Here is an 18705-nt window from a genome sequence, read left to right as displayed (position 1 = left end):
ATCGAAATCTACAAAACATTGCGAAATTGTTTTACGCTGATTTACAGCCAGTCGAGGATTTTTTTTACAGAAACAAGTTTGTCTTTGTACGGAGCGTAACGCATTGGAAGATCAAGCCAGTTGGCTTTTTTGACTATCGCTTTATGATGCGAAAAAGTGTCAAAGCTATGTTTGCCGTGGTATGCGCCCATTCCGCTGTGTCCTACACCTCCAAACGGAAGCCTCTTGTTCGAAAAATGTATTACAGTATCGTTGACGCAGCCTCCGCCAAATGAGTAGTCGGAAATTAATTTTTTTGTAAATGATTTATTTTCGCTGAAAATATAAAATGCAAGAGGTTTCTCATAACGGCTCACCACTTTTTCGATGTCGTTTTCGTTTTCGTAAGTCAGAATAGGAAGAATAGGGCCAAATATTTCTTCTTTCATCGCTGGGCTGTCTAAATTAGGCTCTTCCAAAAGAGTAGGAGCGATGTATAGCTTGTTGGCATCGCTTTCTCCTCCAAATAAGATATTCTCATTCTGAATCATATTGGTAAGGCGGAACCAGTTTTTTGTATTTATAATACGAGCAAAATCTGGCGATTTCTCGATTTTTTTGCCATAAGCTTCTATGATTTCCTCGATAAGGTAGGTGATGAAATTTACTTTCATATTTTTTTGAACCAGAATATAATCTGGAGCAATGCAGGTTTGTCCGGCATTTATAAATTTCCCCCACACGATTCTTTTTGCGGCCAGCTTTAAATCGGCTGTCTCATCGACAATACAAGGATTTTTCCCTCCAAGTTCTAAGGTAACGGGTGTGAGATGCTCTGCGGCTGCTTTTGCGACAATTTTTCCAATAGCGGGACTTCCGGTAAAGAAAATATAATCCCAGCGCTTTTCAAGTAATTTATTGGATACTTCGACGCCTCCTTCAAAAACTTCAACATGATTTATGTGAAAAGTTTTTTCTATAATTTTAGCAATAACAGCAGAAGTATGAGGCGTGAGTTCTGATGGTTTTAATGTGACTTTGTTTCCCGCTGCGACTGCGGCAATTAAAGGACATAGAGCCAGTTGGAAAGGATAATTCCAAGGCGCAATAATCAGAACATTCCCGTACGGCTCTTTATAAAGATAATCTGATGATGGAAAATTGAGTAGCGATGGAAAAACACGTTTGGGTTTTGCCCATTTATGGATGTTTTTTATCGTATTTTTTAAATCTGAAATTACATAACTGGTCTCCGTTACAACAGACTCAAACTCTGGTTTCTTAAAATCATCGTACAAAGCTTTTATAATTAAATCCTCGCTTTTCTGAATCGTGTACAATAACTTTTTAAGGGTTTCCTTTCGGTATCCGATGTCGCTTTTATAGTCCATTTTCTAATCAGCTTGTTTTTTTGACTATGCAAGTTAATCGATAAAATTCAATAATTTGTCAATTTAATCATAAAAATCACAGGGCGTTCCATACAGGGTCGTCGGGTACAGGTGCCTGTATAACAATGTTTTCCTTAGAAACGGGATGCGTAAAAACCAGTTTTCGGGCATGAAGATGAATGCCTCCGTCAGGATTGCTTCGGTCTGCTCCATATTTTAAGTCCCCCTTTATAGGAGATCCGATTGCAGCCAGCTGAGCGCGAATCTGATGATGGCGCCCGGTATGAAGATTTATTTCTAATGCAGTATAATGCTGCAGTTCTTTGATGATCGTATAATCTAAACTTGCTTTTTTGCTGTCTGGCACTTCTTTTAAATGGGCTTTTGAAGTGTTGTTTTTTTCATTTCGTTTTAAAAAATGAACCAATTCTGCCTTGGCTTCTTTTGGTTTGTTTTTAACTACCGCCCAATAAGTCTTTTTGGTTTCGCGATTGCTGAACATTTCATTCATTCGCGATAAGGCCTTGCTGGTTCTTGCAAAAACGACAATTCCGGTTGTTGGTCTGTCCAGACGGTGAATGACGCCCAGAAAAACATCTCCTGGTTTGCTGTATTTTTCTTTGATATATTCTCTCACGACATCAGAAAGTGGTTTGTCTCCTGTTTTATCACCTTGAACAATATCGCCAACACGTTTGTTGACCACAATAATGTGATTGTCTTCATGAAGAATTTGGAGATTATTTTTATCGGAAAGAATTTTCATTTTGGTGTAAAATTTAAATGGCGAAAAGTTTGGCTAAAGCTTAAAAATGAGCCTCCAGCTAAAGCTGGAGGCTATTGAGTTTTTTGAAAATCTTTGAAGCTATGTAACTTTAAATTTGTGGCTAAAAAAACTTAGCATCTAAGAACCTTAGAACCTTAGCATCTCAAAAAATTAATACTGTTCTTTTTCATTTGGGAAATCGCTCGATTTTACGTCAGCGGCATATTGACCGATGGCTTTGGTCATTTCTTCGTATAAATTAAGATAACGGCGAAGAAAGCGCGGACTAAATTCGTTGTTCATTCCCAGCATGTCATGAATAACCAGAACTTGACCGTCGACGCCACCTCCTGCACCAATTCCGATTACCGGAATAGAAATGCTTTGAGCGACTTGTCTGGCTAGATCTGCAGGGATTTTTTCTAGAACAACCGCAAAACACCCGATTTTCTCTAGCATTTTAGCATCTTCTATAAGTTTCTCTGCTTCTTCGTCCTCTTTAGCGCGTACGCTGTAGGTTCCGAATTTATAGATTGACTGTGGTGTTAAACCTAAGTGTCCCATTACGGGAATACCAGCATTTAATATTTTTTTGATGGATTCCTTAATTTCTTTACCGCCTTCAAGTTTTACAGCATGTGCACCACTTTCTTTCATGATTCTGATAGCAGAACGCAAAGCTTCTTTAGGGTCAGACTGATAACTTCCGAAAGGAAGATCTACGACGACCAAAGCGCGCTCAATAGCACGAACTACAGAAGAAGCGTGATATATCATTTGATCTAAAGTAATAGGAAGTGTCGTTTCGTGCCCAGCCATCACATTCGAAGCCGAATCACCAACTAAAATTACGTCGACACCTGCTGTGTCAACAATTTTTGCCATTGTATAATCATAAGCAGTCAGCATGGAGATTTTTTCTCCGTTGCTTTTCATTTCGATTAACGATTTTGTTGTGATTCTTTTGTAATCTTTTTTTGCTACTGACATTGTATTGTTTTTTTGTGAATGTAAAAGTATTGAATAATTGTAAAAGCAGAATCAGCAATAGAACATTATTTCGGTTTTGTTTTGATAACAAATTGTAAATCAGAGATACAAATAAATGAAATGTAAACTAGCAATCGGCCATATTTACAGCCACTGCTAGTCCGCCTTCTGAAGTTTCCTTGTATTTAGAATTCATGTCTTTGGCAGTTTCCCACATGGTGTTTATAACTTTGTCCAAAGGCACTTTTGCATTTTTAGAATCGGTTTCCAAAGCCAGTTCGGCAGCATTGATAGCCTTGATGGCTCCCATTGTATTTCTTTCAATACACGGAATCTGAACCAAACCACCAATTGGGTCACAAGTCAAACCTAAATGATGTTCCATGGCAATTTCTGCTGCCATTAAGACTTGGGCTGGAGTACCGCCCATCAATTCGCAGAGCGCTGCGGCCGCCATTGAAGACGAGACACCGATTTCAGCCTGACAACCTCCCATTGCTGCAGAAATGGTCGAGCCTTGTTTGAAAAGGCTTCCGATTTCTCCGGCAACCATCAAAAACTGTTTGATTTCTTTAGGGCCGGCATTATGATTTTCAATAACCATATAATACATCAAAACAGCTGGAATCACACCCGAGCTTCCGTTGGTTGGAGCCGTAACAACTCTTCCCAAAGAAGCATTTACCTCGTTTACAGCAAGTGCAAAACAACTTACCCATTTTAATATCTGTCGAAATTTGACTTCTGTTTTACGTATTTCTTCCAGCCAGCTTTGCGGGTCGTTGTAATTGGAAAGACCAATTAGGTTTTGATGCATATCAAATGCCCTGCGTCGCACATTTAGTCCTCCAGGAAGAATGCCTTCTGAATGGCAACCAATGTACATGCATTCGAGCATGGTATTCCAGATGCGCATTAACTCAGAATCTATTTCGGATTCTGTACGCATAGATTTTTCGTTTTCGTAAACAATTTCAGAGATTTTTTTGTTCTCCTGAATGGTGAATTTCAGTAAATCGTCTGCATTATTGATCATAAACGGAAAAGCGCATTTTATAGCTGTTTTTTTTATCGCATTTTCGCGTTCTTCCTTTACAACAAATCCGCCTCCAATAGAATAAAAAGTCGATTCGTATTCGGAATCGTCATTTTTGTAAGCCGTAAATTTTAATCCATTGGCATGAAACGGAAGAAAGTCTTTGTTGAAAACAATATCTTGAAGGAAATAAAACGGAATTGGAAATTGGTTTCCTAAAACAATTTCATTTTTGGTTTCAATTTTTTTGATGATACCGGCAATATCTTCTACTGGAATGTATTCAGGATCTTGTCCGCTCAGTCCTAACATGACTGCCAAATCTGTTGCGTGCCCTTTTCCTGTAAGCGAAAGAGAGCCATACAAATCGACTTTGACACGGTTAATCTGGTCTAAAATCGACTCGTTTCTGAGTTCTTCCAAAAAGCGTTCTGCAGCTCTCCACGGGCCCAAAGTGTGTGAACTCGAGGGGCCAACGCCAATTTTAAGCATATCAAAAACTGAAATACATTCTTCCATTGTGCAAGTTTTACTAATACAAAGATAATTGAATAATGCAATGAATGGGTAGTTTGAATTAATAACTTTGCATATTTGTTAAAATAAATATTAAATTTTAATAATTCGACAACGAATTAAAATTAATTGCTTAATATGCAGATTTTCTAATTAATTTATGTTTTTTAGGTATTTTTGTGATGAAATGAACGAGGTATAGCTCATTTCTTTTATTAATACTTCTGTGATTTTATCAAAAGCCGAAAAGTCTTTCTATGACAAATACCACAAGAAGATAAAGTTACAATATGATAGAATTTTTTACACATTTGGTACACGAGTTAAAATTTCCGCTTGCAAAACCAGTACCTATTTTTTCTCTTATACTGCTTATAATCTTACTATGCCCGATTTTATTAAAGAAAATTAATATTCCGGGTATCATCGGACTTATTATTTCGGGCGTTGTTATTGGGCCTCATGGTCTGAATATGCTTGCAAAAAGCGATGCGGTAGATTTGTTTTCTACGATCGGACTTTTGTACATTATGTTTATTGCCGGACTAGAGTTGGATATGAATGAGTTTAAAGCCAATAGAAACAAGAGTTTGTTATTTGGTTTTTTTACTTTTATTTTCCCCTTATCCATCGGATTTCCAGTTTGTTTTTATTTTCTGAATTACGATTTCAATGCCAGTTTCTTAACGGCGAGCATGTTTGCAACACATACTTTGGTTGCCTATCCAATTGTAAGCAAACTAGGAATTGCTAAAAATCAGTCAGTAGCGATAACTGTCGGAGGTACGATTTTGACCGACACTGCAGTCTTAATTATTCTGGCTGTGATTATGGGAAACAGTCAAGGGAATCTGAATCAGGCTTTTTGGATAAAATTGGGTGTTTCGTTAGCTATTTTTTCAGCGATAATGTTCATTCTGATTCCGCGGGTTGCCAAATGGTTTTTTAAGAAATTGGAAAGTGAAAAACATGCTCATTATATTTTTGTGCTTTCTGTGGTTTTCTTTGCCGCTTTTCTTGCTGAAGTTGCCGGAGTAGAACCTATAATAGGAGCCTTTGTTGCTGGTTTGGCGCTGAATCCTTTAATTCCGCATTCTTCTGCTTTGATGAATCGAATCGAGTTTATCGGGAATTCGCTATTTATTCCGTTTTTCCTGATTTCTGTCGGAATGCTAGTAGATATTAGCGTTATTCTGAGCGGTCCGACAGCATTAATTGTTGCTGGAACTTTGAGTGTTGTGGCTATTTTTGGAAAATGGACTGCGGCATTTTTTACACAGCTTGTTTTTAAATATACACGAACCGAACGACAACTTATTTTCGGATTGAGTAGTGCGCATGCGGCTGCAACTTTGGCCGTTATTTTGGTAGGTTTTAAAGCTGAAATTTTAGACGAGAATATTCTTAACGGAACCATCATCTTGATTCTGATAACCTGTATTGTCGCTTCTTTTGCAACAGAGAAGGCAGCCAAAAAAATTGCCATCTGCGAAGAAGAAGTTTCTCATGAAGATGCGGGCAAAGACCAAATTCTAGACGAACATATTCTTATTCCGCTTGCCAAAACCTCTGCAACGGCAAGTCTTTTGGATTTTGCTTTACTGATTAAGGATAAGAAATCCTCAAACCCGGTGACGCTTTTGACTATTGTTCCGAACAACGATCAGGCTGAAAAGAATATTCTTAAATACAGGAAAGCAGTTGATAAATTTGTGGTTCAAGGATCGGCTTCTGAAGTAAAAATAAATACTATTGCACGAATAGATCATAATCCTGCGAGTGGTATTGCTAGGACTTCAAAAGAAATTATGTCGGATATTGTAATTATTGGCTGGCCAAGAAAGACAGGTTTCCTGGATAAGATTTTTGGCGAAAATGTCGATTCTATTATCAATAATGTCGATAAAAGCCTTTTTATCTGCAATTTTCAGAAAAATTTTATCGAAGAAAAAAGACTGGTTTTTGTATGTCCTCCTTTTTCTGAAAGGGGTATCGGATTTCATGTGCTGCTTCAGAAAATCTGCCGTTTGTCTACAGAATTGAGTATTCCGATTGTGGTTTATGCCGAATACAATACGCATCAGGCAATTCAGCAAATCGCTGTTAACCTGAAGCTGAATGCCAAATTAGGTTTTAAAAGCGTAATGGATTGGGAGAATTTTGAATCGATTTCAGACGAAATAACCGTTAACGATTTGGTTGTTTTTAACTTATCCAGAAAGGGATCTGTTTCTTATTTGTCTATTTTTGACAGATTGCCTCAGAAATTCGAAAAAAACTTGAGCAGCAACAATGTTATTCTGGTTTATCCGCAAGATGATCGCAAAGAAAGCGCCATGGATGCCTACGAAGATTTTACCGCTACACCGCTGACCAAAAGTTTGGAAGCTATTGAACAGATCGGTAAGGGGCTAGGAAATATTTTGAAGAAGGGATAAAAAGTATAAGAGTGAAAGAAAAATTACTTTTTTGCTTTCTTTTTATTTCTTTTTTCTGTTTTTCTCAAAACGGAAAGTTAACAGGTAAATTGATTTTAAAAGATACAGAAAACTACAAAAGTGTTTCTGAGAATACCTTTGTTATTTTAAAAACAAAAAAAAGATTTGACAGCGTAAAAGTTGACCATAATTTAAGTTTTGTTTTTAATAATTTAGGAACAGATACTTTGAGATTGTTTATTTCACCTAGACCATTTCCGACGAATACTATTTACATTCTTAATTTGAAAGAAAATGAAACCAAGGATATTGGAATTTCTTACTGGTCGGTTTGTCCTTATGATAAAAGTAAAGGCAATGTATGCCCTATCTGTAAAAAGAATGATCAAGTAATTCCGATTGTTTATGGATTGTCTGTAACTAGCGATTATAGCGATAAGAAAGGAAATCTAACAGATAAAAACGGAAATATAATTTCTAAAGAAGAAAATAAAAAGATTACTCATAAGCAGGGCGGTTGTGTTGTTAGTGAGTGTCAGCCCAACTGGTTTTGTCAATTAGATAAATTAGATTTTTGAATTTAAAAACCAAAGTAAAAATGAACCACAACATAAAATCAATCCGTCCCTTTATTGGATCCAAAGATTTTGAAACTTCTAGAGCGTTTTATAAAGATTTAGGATTTGAAGAAACAATTCTTGAATCTAATTTTTCTGTTTTTAAATGTGGCGAAACTGCATTTTATCTACAGGATTATTACGATAAAAACTGGATTGAAAACACTATGATTTTTCTCGAAGTCGATGATGTTGAAAGATATTATAACGAGCTTTTGGCTTTGAATCTGAATGAAAAATACGGTGTGAAACTAACGCCGATTCGCAAAATGGAGTGGGGAAGAGAGTGTTTTCTGCACGATCCAGCGGGAGTTTTATGGCATTTCGGAAAGTTTAATTAGTTTAGGATTACAACCTAAAGTTTTTTAAATGAATTGTTTTTTCTGCCCTTTGGTACCAATCATTAAAAACCAATTCTAGATTTTCGGCTGTAAATTCGCCGAAATCAAAATTCCTGAATTTCTCTACTGTTTCAATTAATTTTGATGGATTTTGCAGTTTTTCCTGAAATCGCATAACCGTTGCATGCGCCGTTAAGATAGCATAACGGCTGTCGATGCTCTGCTCTAAATTTGTCTTTTTAAAGTTGTAACGAAGCTTATTCCGTAATCTATGCAGCGATTCGTCTGACGGAAAACCTTGAAGCATTATTGCAGATGAAGATGCTGTGATTCCTTGAAATCTGATTTTGATTTTATCTAGATTAATAAGACTTTCTTGAATGACTGTAATGTAATCTTCGATATTTATTTTGTCTAATGTAAATCCGTTATAGCACGAAATTATAGACATTACTGTACTATGAATGTCTGAATTGGGATAATAATACTGATTGGGCTCAATTTGCCTTAATTCATTTAAAAATAATTGCGTGGCAGATTTTATTTTTTCGTTTGGACGAAGCAGTAATGTGATTCCGAAACGAGAATCAGCAGTATTTTTTATTTGATGATCGATAGAATAATTGTTGTTTAAAATTGCTTTAGAAGATTCTTGGTAAAGCTGATTGTAATGTTCTTTTAAATTCATTATTTACTTCTTTTTCGCTTTTTCCAGATTTTCTTTTACCCTGAATTTAACAATTCTTGAAATCAGATCAAAAGGCATAGGGTCTTTTAACGGAAACTGGACAGACCCTTTTCCTGATTTATAAATAGAAAACTCTTCTTTAAAAGCCTCGTGTCCAGTTGGCAATGCATACAAACCAATATGATTTTTATAGGCCGCAAAGTAAACCACAATTCCGTTCTGCTCAAAAGCGGGCATTGAGTAACTGATTTTTTCTTTTGCCTCGGGAGCCGCTTTCTGAATTACAGCTCTGATTTTCTCTAAAATCTCTTGTACATCAGCAGGAAAAGCTCCAATATATTCATCAATATTTTCAGGTTTTTTTACTTCCATCTTTTTGTTTCAAGTTTCGCGTTTTCAAAGCTGTGATATTTTTTAGGCAAGTCCTTTCGGAAATCGATCTAAAACCAGATTCAGCCTGATATTGTGTTCAAGAAAAGCTTTTGCTCCCGCCAAAACAAGCGTAAAACCTTCGGTCGAATCACGTACCTGATCTATGATTTTATCGGAATCTCCTTTTAGACCAGAGTTTATAATGCTTACAAAGGTTTCACTTTCGTTTAGTTCGGTAAAAATCCATTCCACTATAGTAGTTTCTTGAGGAGCGCCCCATTCGATTACAATTTTTTTATTTTCCTGTAAGACGTGCGTTTTCACCTTAAGTGAGAATCCGTACATTTCCCAAGTCCATTCGGTAGTTTGGTCTTCTTCTAATTTTCCAGAACCTTTCGTGAACCAAAACTTAGATGTAATTTCCGGATCGACAAAAGCATTAAAAACTTCTGATACAGGTTTACGAATCAGCATTTCGGCTTTTGCAAAGTGGTTGTTTGCTACTTTCATCTTGCATGAGTTAGAAGTTATTCAAAAATGATGAAATGTAAAGATAATACTATTTTTTCAGGAAATGGTACCCTTACAGCTTTTGCTTGTCAATCCATTTACCTACAGTAGGTGCTTGATAGTTTTTCATTTGCTCTAATAAATCTTCAATATCATTGCTTACCAAAAGCATTTTTTGGTTGACTTCCTTCAAAAGTCCCTTTTCGGTCATTGTTTCAAGCAAATCAATTAGGGCATCATAAAACCCGTTGACGTTTAAAATGGCGATTGGCTTTTTATGAAGTCCCAACTGAGCCCAGGTCAGCATTTCGAACAACTCTTCCAAAGTTCCAAATCCGCCCGGCAATGCAATTACGCCATCGCATAAATCATTCATTTTTGTCTTTCTTTCATGCATGCTTTCTACCAAAATTAATTCTGTCAAACCGAGATGTGCGATTTCTTTAGACCGTAAAAAATTAGGAAGCACTCCAATTACTTTTCCTCCAGCTTTTAAGGCACCATCAGCAACTGCCCCCATAAGCCCCACATTGGCACCGCCATAAACTAATTCTATATTTTGTTCTGCCAAAGTTTTTCCTAAGGCTGTGGCTTGTTCTTCGTATATAGATTCCGTGCCAAAACTTGAAGCGCAGAAAACTGTTATTCTTTTCATTGTTGTTTTTTTTAGTTCTTAGTCCTTAGTTCTTAGTTCTTAGTTCTTAGTTCTTAGTTCTTAGTTCTTAGTCCTTAGTTCTTAGTCCTTAGTTCTTAGTCCTTAGTCCTTAGTCCTTAGTTCTTAGTTCTTAGTTCTATATTCTATGTTCTGTATTCTATAGTCTAATTCTATAATTTTCCAAACCTAACTCTGATGCTTTTTCAATTCATACTCAATATACGGCAGGTCAACTCCATTTGCGGTGATAAACATGTCTCTGATTTTTATTGCTCCAAGTTTTTGAACGGCTTTTTGTGAGCGGAAATTTTCGGCTCCTACGTGAAAAAGTATCGTATCGACATATTGAAAAGCGTAATCTATCAATAGTTTTTTGTTTGATGCATTATAAGGTCCACCCCAGTATTTTCTGGTAATGAAAGTGTAGCCAATTCCGACGCTTGATTTTTCGGGATCATAGTCGTAAAAACGGGTTGTTCCCATAATCTCATTGGTTTGTTTGTCTAAAATCAGAAACGCACCTTTAGAATTTATTCCAGCTTCAAAAAAAGCGGTAAAGCCTTCTCTATGATATCTGTCTTTAGAAGGATGTTGTTCCCAAATCAAGGGGTCGGAAGCCGCTTCAAACAACGCTTCAAAATGTTTCTCTTCTAGCGGAATTAATTTTGTGATTTCGTTCTCTAGAAAATCTGGCTGTAAGTTGAAATGTGCTGTTGTCATTTTTATAGATTTTATAGTTTTTGTGTAACGGATTTCTGGATGAAAAAGAAACACAACCAAAGTTGCTACTGTAAAAAAAAGGTTTAAAAACCGTGTTATTTATTTCTCATTTAAATCACGATTATACGCCCCAAGAAAATACATAGTTTTTCTGGGCGAATGTAAGACAAGCAAATAAGACTGCCAATAGTACGAAAAGTTTTTTAGTGAAGTCCAGTTTTGTTTTTAGAATTGGAGATCAGAATTTATTTTTTTACTGAATCCCAATCCACCATTGTCTAAATTGCTGTTCTTCATTTTTCAATTCGACAATTTCGCCAATCAACGGAGTCATCAACAAAATCGGATTTTCTGACAAATTGTTCAATTCGGTAACTTTAATCAAAGGTTCATCCCAGGCATGAAGCGATAATGCAAATTTAGAAGAATGAACAGGAAGTGCTCGCTTTGTGTTTATATCCTGAATCGCTTTTACGACATCTTCGGGCATATTGTGAATATAATTCCATTTTTCGTTGTATTGGCCGTTTTCGATTATGGCAATGTCAAAAGGGCCATATTTTTTGCCAATTTCGGCATAGTGAGTATCATAACCGCTGTCGCCTCCTAAAAACATTTTAAAATCTTTTGCTTCGAGCACAAAAGACGTCCATAGCGTGTTGCAACGGTTAATGCTTCTGCCTGAAAAGTGTCTCGCAGGCGTTGTATAAAGCGTAAGATTTTCATCAAGCTCTATTTTTTCATGCCAATCTTTTTCGATTATGTCTTCAATCGGAAATTTCCAAAACTCAAAATGAGAACCAACGCCCAGCGCACAGATTACTTTTTTGATTTTTGGTTTTAAATCCATTATGGTTTTGTAATCCAGATGATCGTAATGATCGTGTGTAATCAATAAATAATCTATTTCAGGAAAATCTGCTGCGGTGTAAATATCAGTTCCTTCAAAAGCTCTTGTACTTCCGTAAATAGGCGAAGCGTTGCCGCTAAAAACGGGGTCAATGAGAAAACGTTTGCCCTCGATCTGAATGTAGTACGAAGAATGTCCGAACCAAACCATTATGTCCTCAGAGACGGGAATCTCTAATAAATTGTTTTTGATAGACGGAATACGGTCGGTCGGAATTTTACGTTCGACTTTCTTAAAGAAGAATTCGAATAAAACTTCTGAAAAAGTGTGTACTTCCGCAAGATCAGGCGTGAAACTTATGTTCTGAAATTTTCCGTTTTTATACTGCGGTGATTTCTCAATCAGGGCCAATCTGGCTCCTGAAGGTCTTTTTCCAAAGCGGGGATGGAATAGAAAATATAAAAGAACAGCTGAAACAAGGATTACAATGGCAATAAACATGTTAATTTGTAGGATATAATTTTTTTATTTCTTTAATAGATTCCGAAAGCATTTTTTTGAATGTTTCCAGGTCGATATCAGCCAGTTTTTTGATGTAGATACAACCTTTACCAGCTTTATGTTTTCCAAATTTTAAAAGCAGTTCCTCCTTGTTTTCAAATGTAGAATTGAGGTAAAGCGAGATAGCATCTTTTCTTGGCGAAAAAGCTAAGAGCGGTGCATCGCCTTCATGTCCGCTGTCGTATGTATAATGATAACTTCCAAAACCAATAATGTTCGCTCCCCAGATTTTTGGCTCAGATCCTGTTGCTTCCTGCATGATTTTTACAAGTTCAAAAGAATCGTTTCTTTTAGTTTCATTTTCGACAGCATTGATAAATTCGGTAACGCTGCTTTGGGTTTCGGTTGTTTTATTTTTTGCCATTTTGATTATTTTTTAAGTAATAAATCGCTTTCAAAAAGAATGTTTTTGATTTTACTTCCGCAAGCATAAAATAAGTTCGAATCTTCGGGCATCTGATTTTCCAAAACAATCAAACTCACGTCACTTTCTGGAAAGTATAAATTTACAGAAGAAAATCCATCGCCGAGGCCTGTGTGGCCAAAATATTTGAATTTTTCTTTTTGAATAGATCGAATACCGTAACCATAACCTTCTGCTTCTTTTCCAAAGAAATTATGCTGTGATAAAATGGTGTTTTTTATGAATAATTGATACGATTCAGGTTTTAAGATTTTGCCTTTATGAAGATGGTTGTTCCAAATAGCCAAATCTTCTACAGTCGAAAGTATGCCGTCTGCACCTAAATTTTCATCATTTATAAAACTTGGTCCGGCTGGCGTGAATACGTTTTTAGCACTGTAATATCCTGTGGCTAGATTTTGAGTTTTATCTAGAGAATAACAAACAGTCTTATTCATTTTGAGTTTTTTAAATAACGTTTCTGCTGTTTCGGCGTAACTTTTTTTTGTCGAAAACTCCACGATTTTTCCAAGCAAGCTATAGTTTAGGTTTCCGTATTTGAATTGCGTGCCGGGTCTAAAAGCCAACGGTTTTTCTAAATCGATAATGCCGTGTGAATGATTTAAAAGCTGATGAACCGTAACCGAATCTGCCCAGTTTTGTTTGAGTTCTGGTAAGTATTTTTTTATTGGTGCGTGCAAATCAATCTTTCCTTTTTCGACTTCCAATAGAATCAAAACAGCTGTAATCTGTTTGCTGTTTGACATTATTTCAAATTGTGTATCAATTTTTAAAGGTTTTTTAGTCTCAAAATTCGAATAACCTTTCACATTAGAATATAATGTTTTTCCGTTTTTCGTAATGATAACAGTACCATTAAAATCGGGATTTGTGTTTTGAATTAAACTATCAATGCTTTTTTTGTAATCTGTTTTTTTTTGTGCCGATGAATGACAGCTACTGAAGATGAAAAGTAATAATAAGGAGATTTTAGGAATAAAGTTCATTGGTTTATTGAGAGGGTTGTTTAAGATTTCAGGTTTCAAGTTTCAGGTTTCAAGTTTCACGTCTTGTGCAGAACCCGAAACTTGAAACATGAAACAAAAAAACTAAAACATTCCATTTTCGTTAATAATATCTTTCGGAATTGGCTGTCCTAAGTCCCAAAGTTCGACGATTTTATCATCTTTGAATTTTAGGATGTGAACTACAGCAAAACCAATATCTGTGGGACTTTGTTTTAAGTGCGAATGTACTGCGACCAAATTCCCGTCTTCGAGTATATGATGAATTTTAAAAATCTTATTCGGATTTGTTCTTGCAGATTCTTCCATGGCGAGCATTAAGGTTTCTGCATCGCCCTTGAAATGCGAGTTATGGTGCTTAAATTTTGGACTTACATGAAGTCGGAATGCCTCGTGCGAATGCCCGCTCGCCGCCAGTTTCAAAAAATTCCGGGCTATTTCTTTCCTATTCATAACATGATGATTTTTAGGTGTACTAAGTTATGAAAATCAGCTTTATATTTTTTGCAGAAATGCCTTTGAAAATTATAAAATTTGATGCTTTCAAAGTTTGATTTTAATACTGAAAAAACATTATTCTTATCGAAACTAGATAATCCGAATTTTGATGAATTAAAGAATATAATCGAATAAAAAGACAACGCCCATGATTATTGCTAAAAAAGTTAACAAACTAATGAGTCCAATTAAAGTCACTCTCCAGCCATTGTGGGCTTCTCCACCATTACTCAAATGATTTTGAATGTTTTTTTCCTGATATGTTTTTAAGAAATAAGAAGCAATAAAAGAATAAGTTATAGGAAAAACTATGGAAGGAAAATTTTCGGGTAATAGAAAAACCAGACAGATTATAAAAAAGGAAGCGATGCCAGTAATTATCCACGTTTTTTGCGCTTTTTCTTTATCATTAAAAACTTTGAAATTCTCTGCAATGCAGTAGCCGGCAACTAAAGGTCCAGCGAGGAATGTTCCAATTCGGATGGCTTTTTCTGAGTAAATTTTTTCGGTTGGGATTTCTTCAAAAACTGATTTTTCTACATTTTCTTCTGTTGACATTATTTATGAATTTTAGATTTTTTATACTATTTTCAGTGATTTAATTTTGTCTGGAATTTGATTAATTTGTTCAAAATGCTCACTCATAACTTTTTCGAGTTCCAGAGTTCCTCCCAAAATAATCATTTCTTTGTTTTTAAAACGTTTGCCGAGACGATCTTCGAGCATGATTTTTTCCATGCTTTGTGCAATTTCAATTTCGTTTAAAAATGCATTTGGGTGTCCGGCCGTGCAAATGACAAGTCCGTAGGGAATGGTTTTCATTTTTCTGGAAGTCTCGTTTTGTCCATATGCGTAACCAACAGTATATACACGGTCAAACCAGCCTTTTAATTTAGCAGGACAATCGCTCCACCAAACCGGATATAAAAAAATGATACAGTCAGCTTTTTCTATTTTTTCTTGCTCTGCCAGAACATCAGCAGGAATCGGAAGCTGTGTTTGGGCAAATCCTTCGCGTTCGTATTCTGCTTCAGACATATCTGAGCGGAAATTCATTTCATACAAATCAGAAATATCAAGATTCCAATTCTCTTTTTGAAGAGCAGTTTTGAGCTGTTCCAAAACCTGAAAAGTATACGATTTTTTGCTTGGATGACTGTAAACAATCATTATATTCATAGAAATCTCTTTTTAGTTAAGGTTTGTCTTCGGCCTCATAAACCCATTCTGGAGCGTCATCGATATGCTGTCTTAGCAATAAATTAAGCTGCGCAGTATGATGCTGGACATGACGCATATTATAAAGCAGTATTTCAATTATATTGTATCGCATGGTTTTGGATTCATTTTCCCAAAAAATATTTTCGACATCATCGAGTCCTGCAATCAAATCCCGGCATTTTTTTCGGCAGAGATATAAGTAGGTCAATACTTCTTCTTTAGTATAGATTCTTTCTGGCATCCGATCCTCAAATTCAGAGAGTGAAAAAGGTTCGGGAGGTTCAAATCTTATTGGGTTTCGTGTGAGATAATAATCTAGAAAAAATACAGAATGATAGGCTTTGTACCCAAATTCGGCTTGAGTGTCCCAAATGTTTTCGGGACATAATTTGCACGCATTTTCAAGCATGTCAATAGTGGCGCCGAACTGCCTCCATAAAACTTCTTTAAACCAATTTTCCATAATTAAACTGTTGTTTTTGAATTGCCGATAATAAGTTTTAAATGTTAAAAATATAATTTCAAGATCCAGTTTTGATAAAAATTATTAATATTTTTTTGGAATTTTAAATTGGTATAAAGTTAATTCTTATTTTTAACCATCTACAAAATTACATTCAAATATGAAAAAAATCTACGCCGCGGTTTTGCTGTTTACGGCTTCTTTTTCTGTTTTTGCACAATTAAAAGCTCCATCAGAATTTCTTCCGAATTACGGAAAACAAATCAGCTATTATCATCAGGTTGAAGAGTATTTTAAATATCTCACCGAACAATCGCAATTCATTAAAAAACAACAATATGGCCAGACCAACGAACAACGTAATCTGAATGTTTATTTTATTTCTGAGCCTGAAAATCTTAATAATCTCGAAAAAATTAGAAATAATAATTTAGCCTCTATCGGACTTTCGAATCAGAAGTTTGCCGAAGCCGACGGGAAAATTATTGTTTGGCTGAGTTTTAATGTTCACGGAAACGAGTTTGCCGGAACTGAAAGCGCCATGACTGTAGCCTACGAATTGCTGAATCCATCCAACGAAAACAGTAAAAAATGGCTTCAAAACACCATCGTAGTTTTAGATCCCTGCATTAATCCTGACGGATATTCTAGGTACGGAAATTGGTTGCGCGAAATTTCAGGAAAAAAAACGCATCCAGGCCTGTATGACAGAGAACATATGGAAGTTTGGCCTGGAGGAAGATATAACCACTATCTTTTTGATTTAAATCGGGACTGGGCTTGGCAGACACAAGCAGAATCGGTACAGCGATTGAAACTTTACAATCAATGGATGCCTCAGGTACATACAGATGTTCATGAGATGAGTTACAATTCGCCTTATTTTTTTCCTCCCGCAGCAGAACCGCTGCATGAGTTTATAGAAAAGTATCAAAGAGATTTTTATACGGTTTTAGGAAAAAACATTGCAGCAAAATTTGATCAGAATAATTGGATGTACAATACGAGAGAACGTTTTGATCTTTTTTATCCGAGTTATGGCGATACCTATCCAACTTACAATGGAGCAGTAGGTCTTACTGTAGAGCAGGGCGGAATAGGAGCGGGTCGAGAAGTTACGATGGAGAACGGTGCAAACGTAACCATAAAAGATCGTTTGACTCATCATGCCACCACGGTACTTACGGTGGTTGAAAGCGCTGCTGCACAAAGAGATGTGCTTTTGAAAGGTTTTAGAGATTTTCATCTGAATGCGAGAAAAAAAGCCAAAGGCGTTTATCAGACCTATGTTTTGAAGAATAATGCGAAACTGGAACAGCTTACAGAAATGCTTCGAAAAAATAATATTGAATATGCTTTTGCAGATGCTGCAGCAAACGAATCGGGGTTTCATTATCAGACAAAAAAAAATGTAAGTTTTAAAATAGAACCAAACGACTTAATTATTAAAGCCGATCAGCCAAGATCGGTTCTTGCACAAGTGCTTTTTGAACCCAATCAGAAACTGAATGATAGTTTGTCTTATGATATCACGGCTTGGGCATTGCCGCTGGCATACGGTACAGAAGGCTACGCTGTTAAAAACAATTTGCAGATTAAGACTAAAAATAGTGTAGAGATTGCAACCAAAAATATTCCAGCAAATGTGTACGCTTTTTACGTTCCTTGGAACAACAGGATTTCGGCACAGGTTCTGTCGCGTCTGCATCAGGCGGGAATAAAAGTGCGCTCTGCCATGAAAAAGGCAGTTTTTGGAACTACCGAAATTGAACCCGGCGGATTGATAATCAGTAAAGCGGATAATCCTAAAACGGTAGATTTTGAGAAAACAGTCAGCGAGATTATCAAAATCAAAAGCGATTATAACTTTATTACAACCGGATTTTCTGTAAATTCTAAGGATATCGGGGGCGAGAATTTTGTTCTTTTAAAAGCGCCTAAAATTTTAATGCTTTCCGGAAAAGGAATCGCTTCAACCGAATTTGGAGCTAACTGGTTTTATCTTGATGAAACAATTGCATATCCGGTAAGTATCGTAGAAACTTCGAATTTAAACAGGGTAAAATTGTATCAATACAATACTTTGATTCTTTCTGACGGTAATTACGATTTGTCTGAAGACCAGAAAAAACAACTAGACGAATGGATTAAAAACGGAGGTAAGGTTATTGCAATGAGCAATGCAATTTCTCTTTTTCAGGATAGGGAAGGTTATGCTTTGAGTCTGTTTGCCAGCAAAGAAGACAAGGAAAAGTCTGAGAAAGAAGAAAAAGAACTCGAACTGAAAAAAAGATTTTTGGATTATGAAGGTACTGAACGACGTACAATCTCTGGATCTATTCCGGGAGCTATTATTGAGAATAAACTGGATAAGACTTACCCGCTGGCTTTTGGCTTGGGTAATACGTATTTTAGTCTTAAGACCAACGAAAGATCTTTTTCATTGCTTAAGAATGCTGTAAATGCAGTTTACATTCCGAAGGGATATTTGAGCTATGGATTTGTTGGGAATGATATAAAAAAGAAACTCAACGAAACCGTAAGTTTTGCCGTAGACAAAAAAGGAGATGGATCTGTAATTTACATGATGGACAATCCGCTGTTCAGAGGTTTCTGGGAAAACGGAATTCTGCTATTCAGCAATGCGTTGTTTTTAGTAAACTAA

General features: G+C 36.1%; 20 protein-coding genes. 4 read left to right on the top strand and 16 right to left on the bottom strand.

What is annotated here, in order from left to right:
• Positions 1–41: 41 nt before the first annotated feature.
• The 4 genes from E0W73_RS02790 to E0W73_RS02775 form a co-directional block, all read right to left on the bottom strand.
• Complete coding sequence (locus E0W73_RS02790; RefSeq protein WP_135220574.1) at positions 42–1370, bottom strand: aldehyde dehydrogenase; 1329 nt, start codon at positions 1368–1370, stop codon at positions 42–44.
• A gap of 76 nt (positions 1371–1446) precedes the next feature.
• Positions 1447–2136, bottom strand: coding sequence for an RluA family pseudouridine synthase (locus E0W73_RS02785; RefSeq protein ID WP_135220573.1), 690 nt, complete (start codon positions 2134–2136; stop codon positions 1447–1449).
• A 171-nt stretch (positions 2137–2307) separates the two neighbouring features.
• Entirely contained in the window at positions 2308–3126 is an 819-nt protein-coding gene (gene panB, locus E0W73_RS02780) for a 3-methyl-2-oxobutanoate hydroxymethyltransferase (protein WP_135220572.1), read from the bottom strand.
• Positions 3127–3253: 127 nt separating this feature from the next.
• Entirely contained in the window at positions 3254–4681 is a 1428-nt protein-coding gene (locus tag E0W73_RS02775) for an L-serine ammonia-lyase (RefSeq protein WP_135220571.1), read from the bottom strand.
• A 287-nt stretch (positions 4682–4968) separates the two neighbouring features.
• On the opposite strand from E0W73_RS02775, the gene E0W73_RS02770 reads away from it, so the two are divergent.
• The 3 genes from E0W73_RS02770 to E0W73_RS02760 are packed head-to-tail and all read left to right on the top strand — an operon-like array spanning position 4969 to position 8074.
• Positions 4969–7116, top strand: coding sequence for a cation:proton antiporter (locus tag E0W73_RS02770; RefSeq protein WP_135220570.1), 2148 nt, complete (start codon positions 4969–4971; stop codon positions 7114–7116).
• A gap of 11 nt (positions 7117–7127) precedes the next feature.
• Positions 7128–7694, top strand: coding sequence for a hypothetical protein (locus tag E0W73_RS02765; RefSeq protein WP_135220569.1), 567 nt, complete (start codon positions 7128–7130; stop codon positions 7692–7694).
• 20 nt (positions 7695–7714) lie between these two features.
• Complete coding sequence (locus E0W73_RS02760; protein ID WP_135220568.1) at positions 7715–8074, top strand: VOC family protein; 360 nt, start codon at positions 7715–7717, stop codon at positions 8072–8074.
• A 7-nt stretch (positions 8075–8081) separates the two neighbouring features.
• On the opposite strand, the gene E0W73_RS02755 is transcribed toward E0W73_RS02760, so the two are convergent.
• The 12 genes from E0W73_RS02755 to E0W73_RS02700 all read right to left on the bottom strand — a co-directional run bounded on the left by E0W73_RS02755 (position 8082) and on the right by E0W73_RS02700 (position 16040).
• Positions 8082–8762 carry a 2'-5' RNA ligase family protein gene (locus E0W73_RS02755; RefSeq protein ID WP_135220567.1) on the bottom strand — a complete coding sequence of 227 codons (681 nt, stop codon included), beginning with the start codon at positions 8760–8762 and terminating at the stop codon, positions 8082–8084.
• A gap of 3 nt (positions 8763–8765) precedes the next feature.
• Positions 8766–9134, bottom strand: a complete 369-nt coding sequence (locus E0W73_RS02750) for an iron chaperone (protein ID WP_135220566.1) — start codon at positions 9132–9134, stop codon at positions 8766–8768.
• A 42-nt stretch (positions 9135–9176) separates the two neighbouring features.
• Positions 9177–9644 (bottom strand): SRPBCC family protein, encoded by a 468-nt coding sequence (locus E0W73_RS02745; RefSeq protein ID WP_135220565.1) that lies wholly within the window; start codon positions 9642–9644, stop codon positions 9177–9179.
• Positions 9645–9717: 73 nt separating this feature from the next.
• Positions 9718–10299, bottom strand: coding sequence for an LOG family protein (locus tag E0W73_RS02740; RefSeq protein WP_135220564.1), 582 nt, complete (start codon positions 10297–10299; stop codon positions 9718–9720).
• Between the two features lie 186 nt (positions 10300–10485).
• Positions 10486–11019 carry a GNAT family N-acetyltransferase gene (locus E0W73_RS02735; RefSeq protein WP_135220563.1) on the bottom strand — a complete coding sequence of 178 codons (534 nt, stop codon included), beginning with the start codon at positions 11017–11019 and terminating at the stop codon, positions 10486–10488.
• Positions 11020–11272: 253 nt separating this feature from the next.
• Positions 11273–12370 carry an MBL fold metallo-hydrolase gene (locus E0W73_RS02730; RefSeq protein ID WP_135220562.1) on the bottom strand — a complete coding sequence of 366 codons (1098 nt, stop codon included), beginning with the start codon at positions 12368–12370 and terminating at the stop codon, positions 11273–11275.
• A gap of 1 nt (position 12371) precedes the next feature.
• On the bottom strand, positions 12372–12794 hold the full coding sequence (locus tag E0W73_RS02725) for a DUF1801 domain-containing protein (protein WP_135220561.1): 423 nt from the start codon (positions 12792–12794) through the stop codon (positions 12372–12374).
• 5 nt (positions 12795–12799) lie between these two features.
• On the bottom strand, positions 12800–13840 hold the full coding sequence (locus E0W73_RS02720) for a serine hydrolase domain-containing protein (protein WP_135220560.1): 1041 nt from the start codon (positions 13838–13840) through the stop codon (positions 12800–12802).
• A gap of 102 nt (positions 13841–13942) precedes the next feature.
• On the bottom strand, positions 13943–14311 hold the full coding sequence (locus tag E0W73_RS02715; protein WP_135220559.1) for a nuclear transport factor 2 family protein: 369 nt from the start codon (positions 14309–14311) through the stop codon (positions 13943–13945).
• A 159-nt stretch (positions 14312–14470) separates the two neighbouring features.
• Positions 14471–14914 (bottom strand): hypothetical protein, encoded by a 444-nt coding sequence (locus E0W73_RS02710; RefSeq protein ID WP_135220558.1) that lies wholly within the window; start codon positions 14912–14914, stop codon positions 14471–14473.
• Positions 14915–14935: 21 nt separating this feature from the next.
• On the bottom strand, positions 14936–15535 hold the full coding sequence (locus tag E0W73_RS02705) for an NAD(P)H-dependent oxidoreductase (RefSeq protein WP_135220557.1): 600 nt from the start codon (positions 15533–15535) through the stop codon (positions 14936–14938).
• Positions 15536–15551: 16 nt separating this feature from the next.
• Positions 15552–16040, bottom strand: coding sequence for a DinB family protein (locus E0W73_RS02700; protein ID WP_135220556.1), 489 nt, complete (start codon positions 16038–16040; stop codon positions 15552–15554).
• 160 nt (positions 16041–16200) lie between these two features.
• On the opposite strand from E0W73_RS02700, the gene E0W73_RS02695 reads away from it, so the two are divergent.
• Entirely contained in the window at positions 16201–18705 is a 2505-nt protein-coding gene (locus E0W73_RS02695) for a M14 family zinc carboxypeptidase (RefSeq protein ID WP_135220555.1), read from the top strand.

This window comes from Flavobacterium foetidum, assembly GCF_004634245.1.
In the GTDB taxonomy this organism is placed as follows: domain Bacteria; phylum Bacteroidota; class Bacteroidia; order Flavobacteriales; family Flavobacteriaceae; genus Flavobacterium; species Flavobacterium foetidum.
This window is presented reverse-complemented; position numbering and strand designations above follow the sequence as displayed.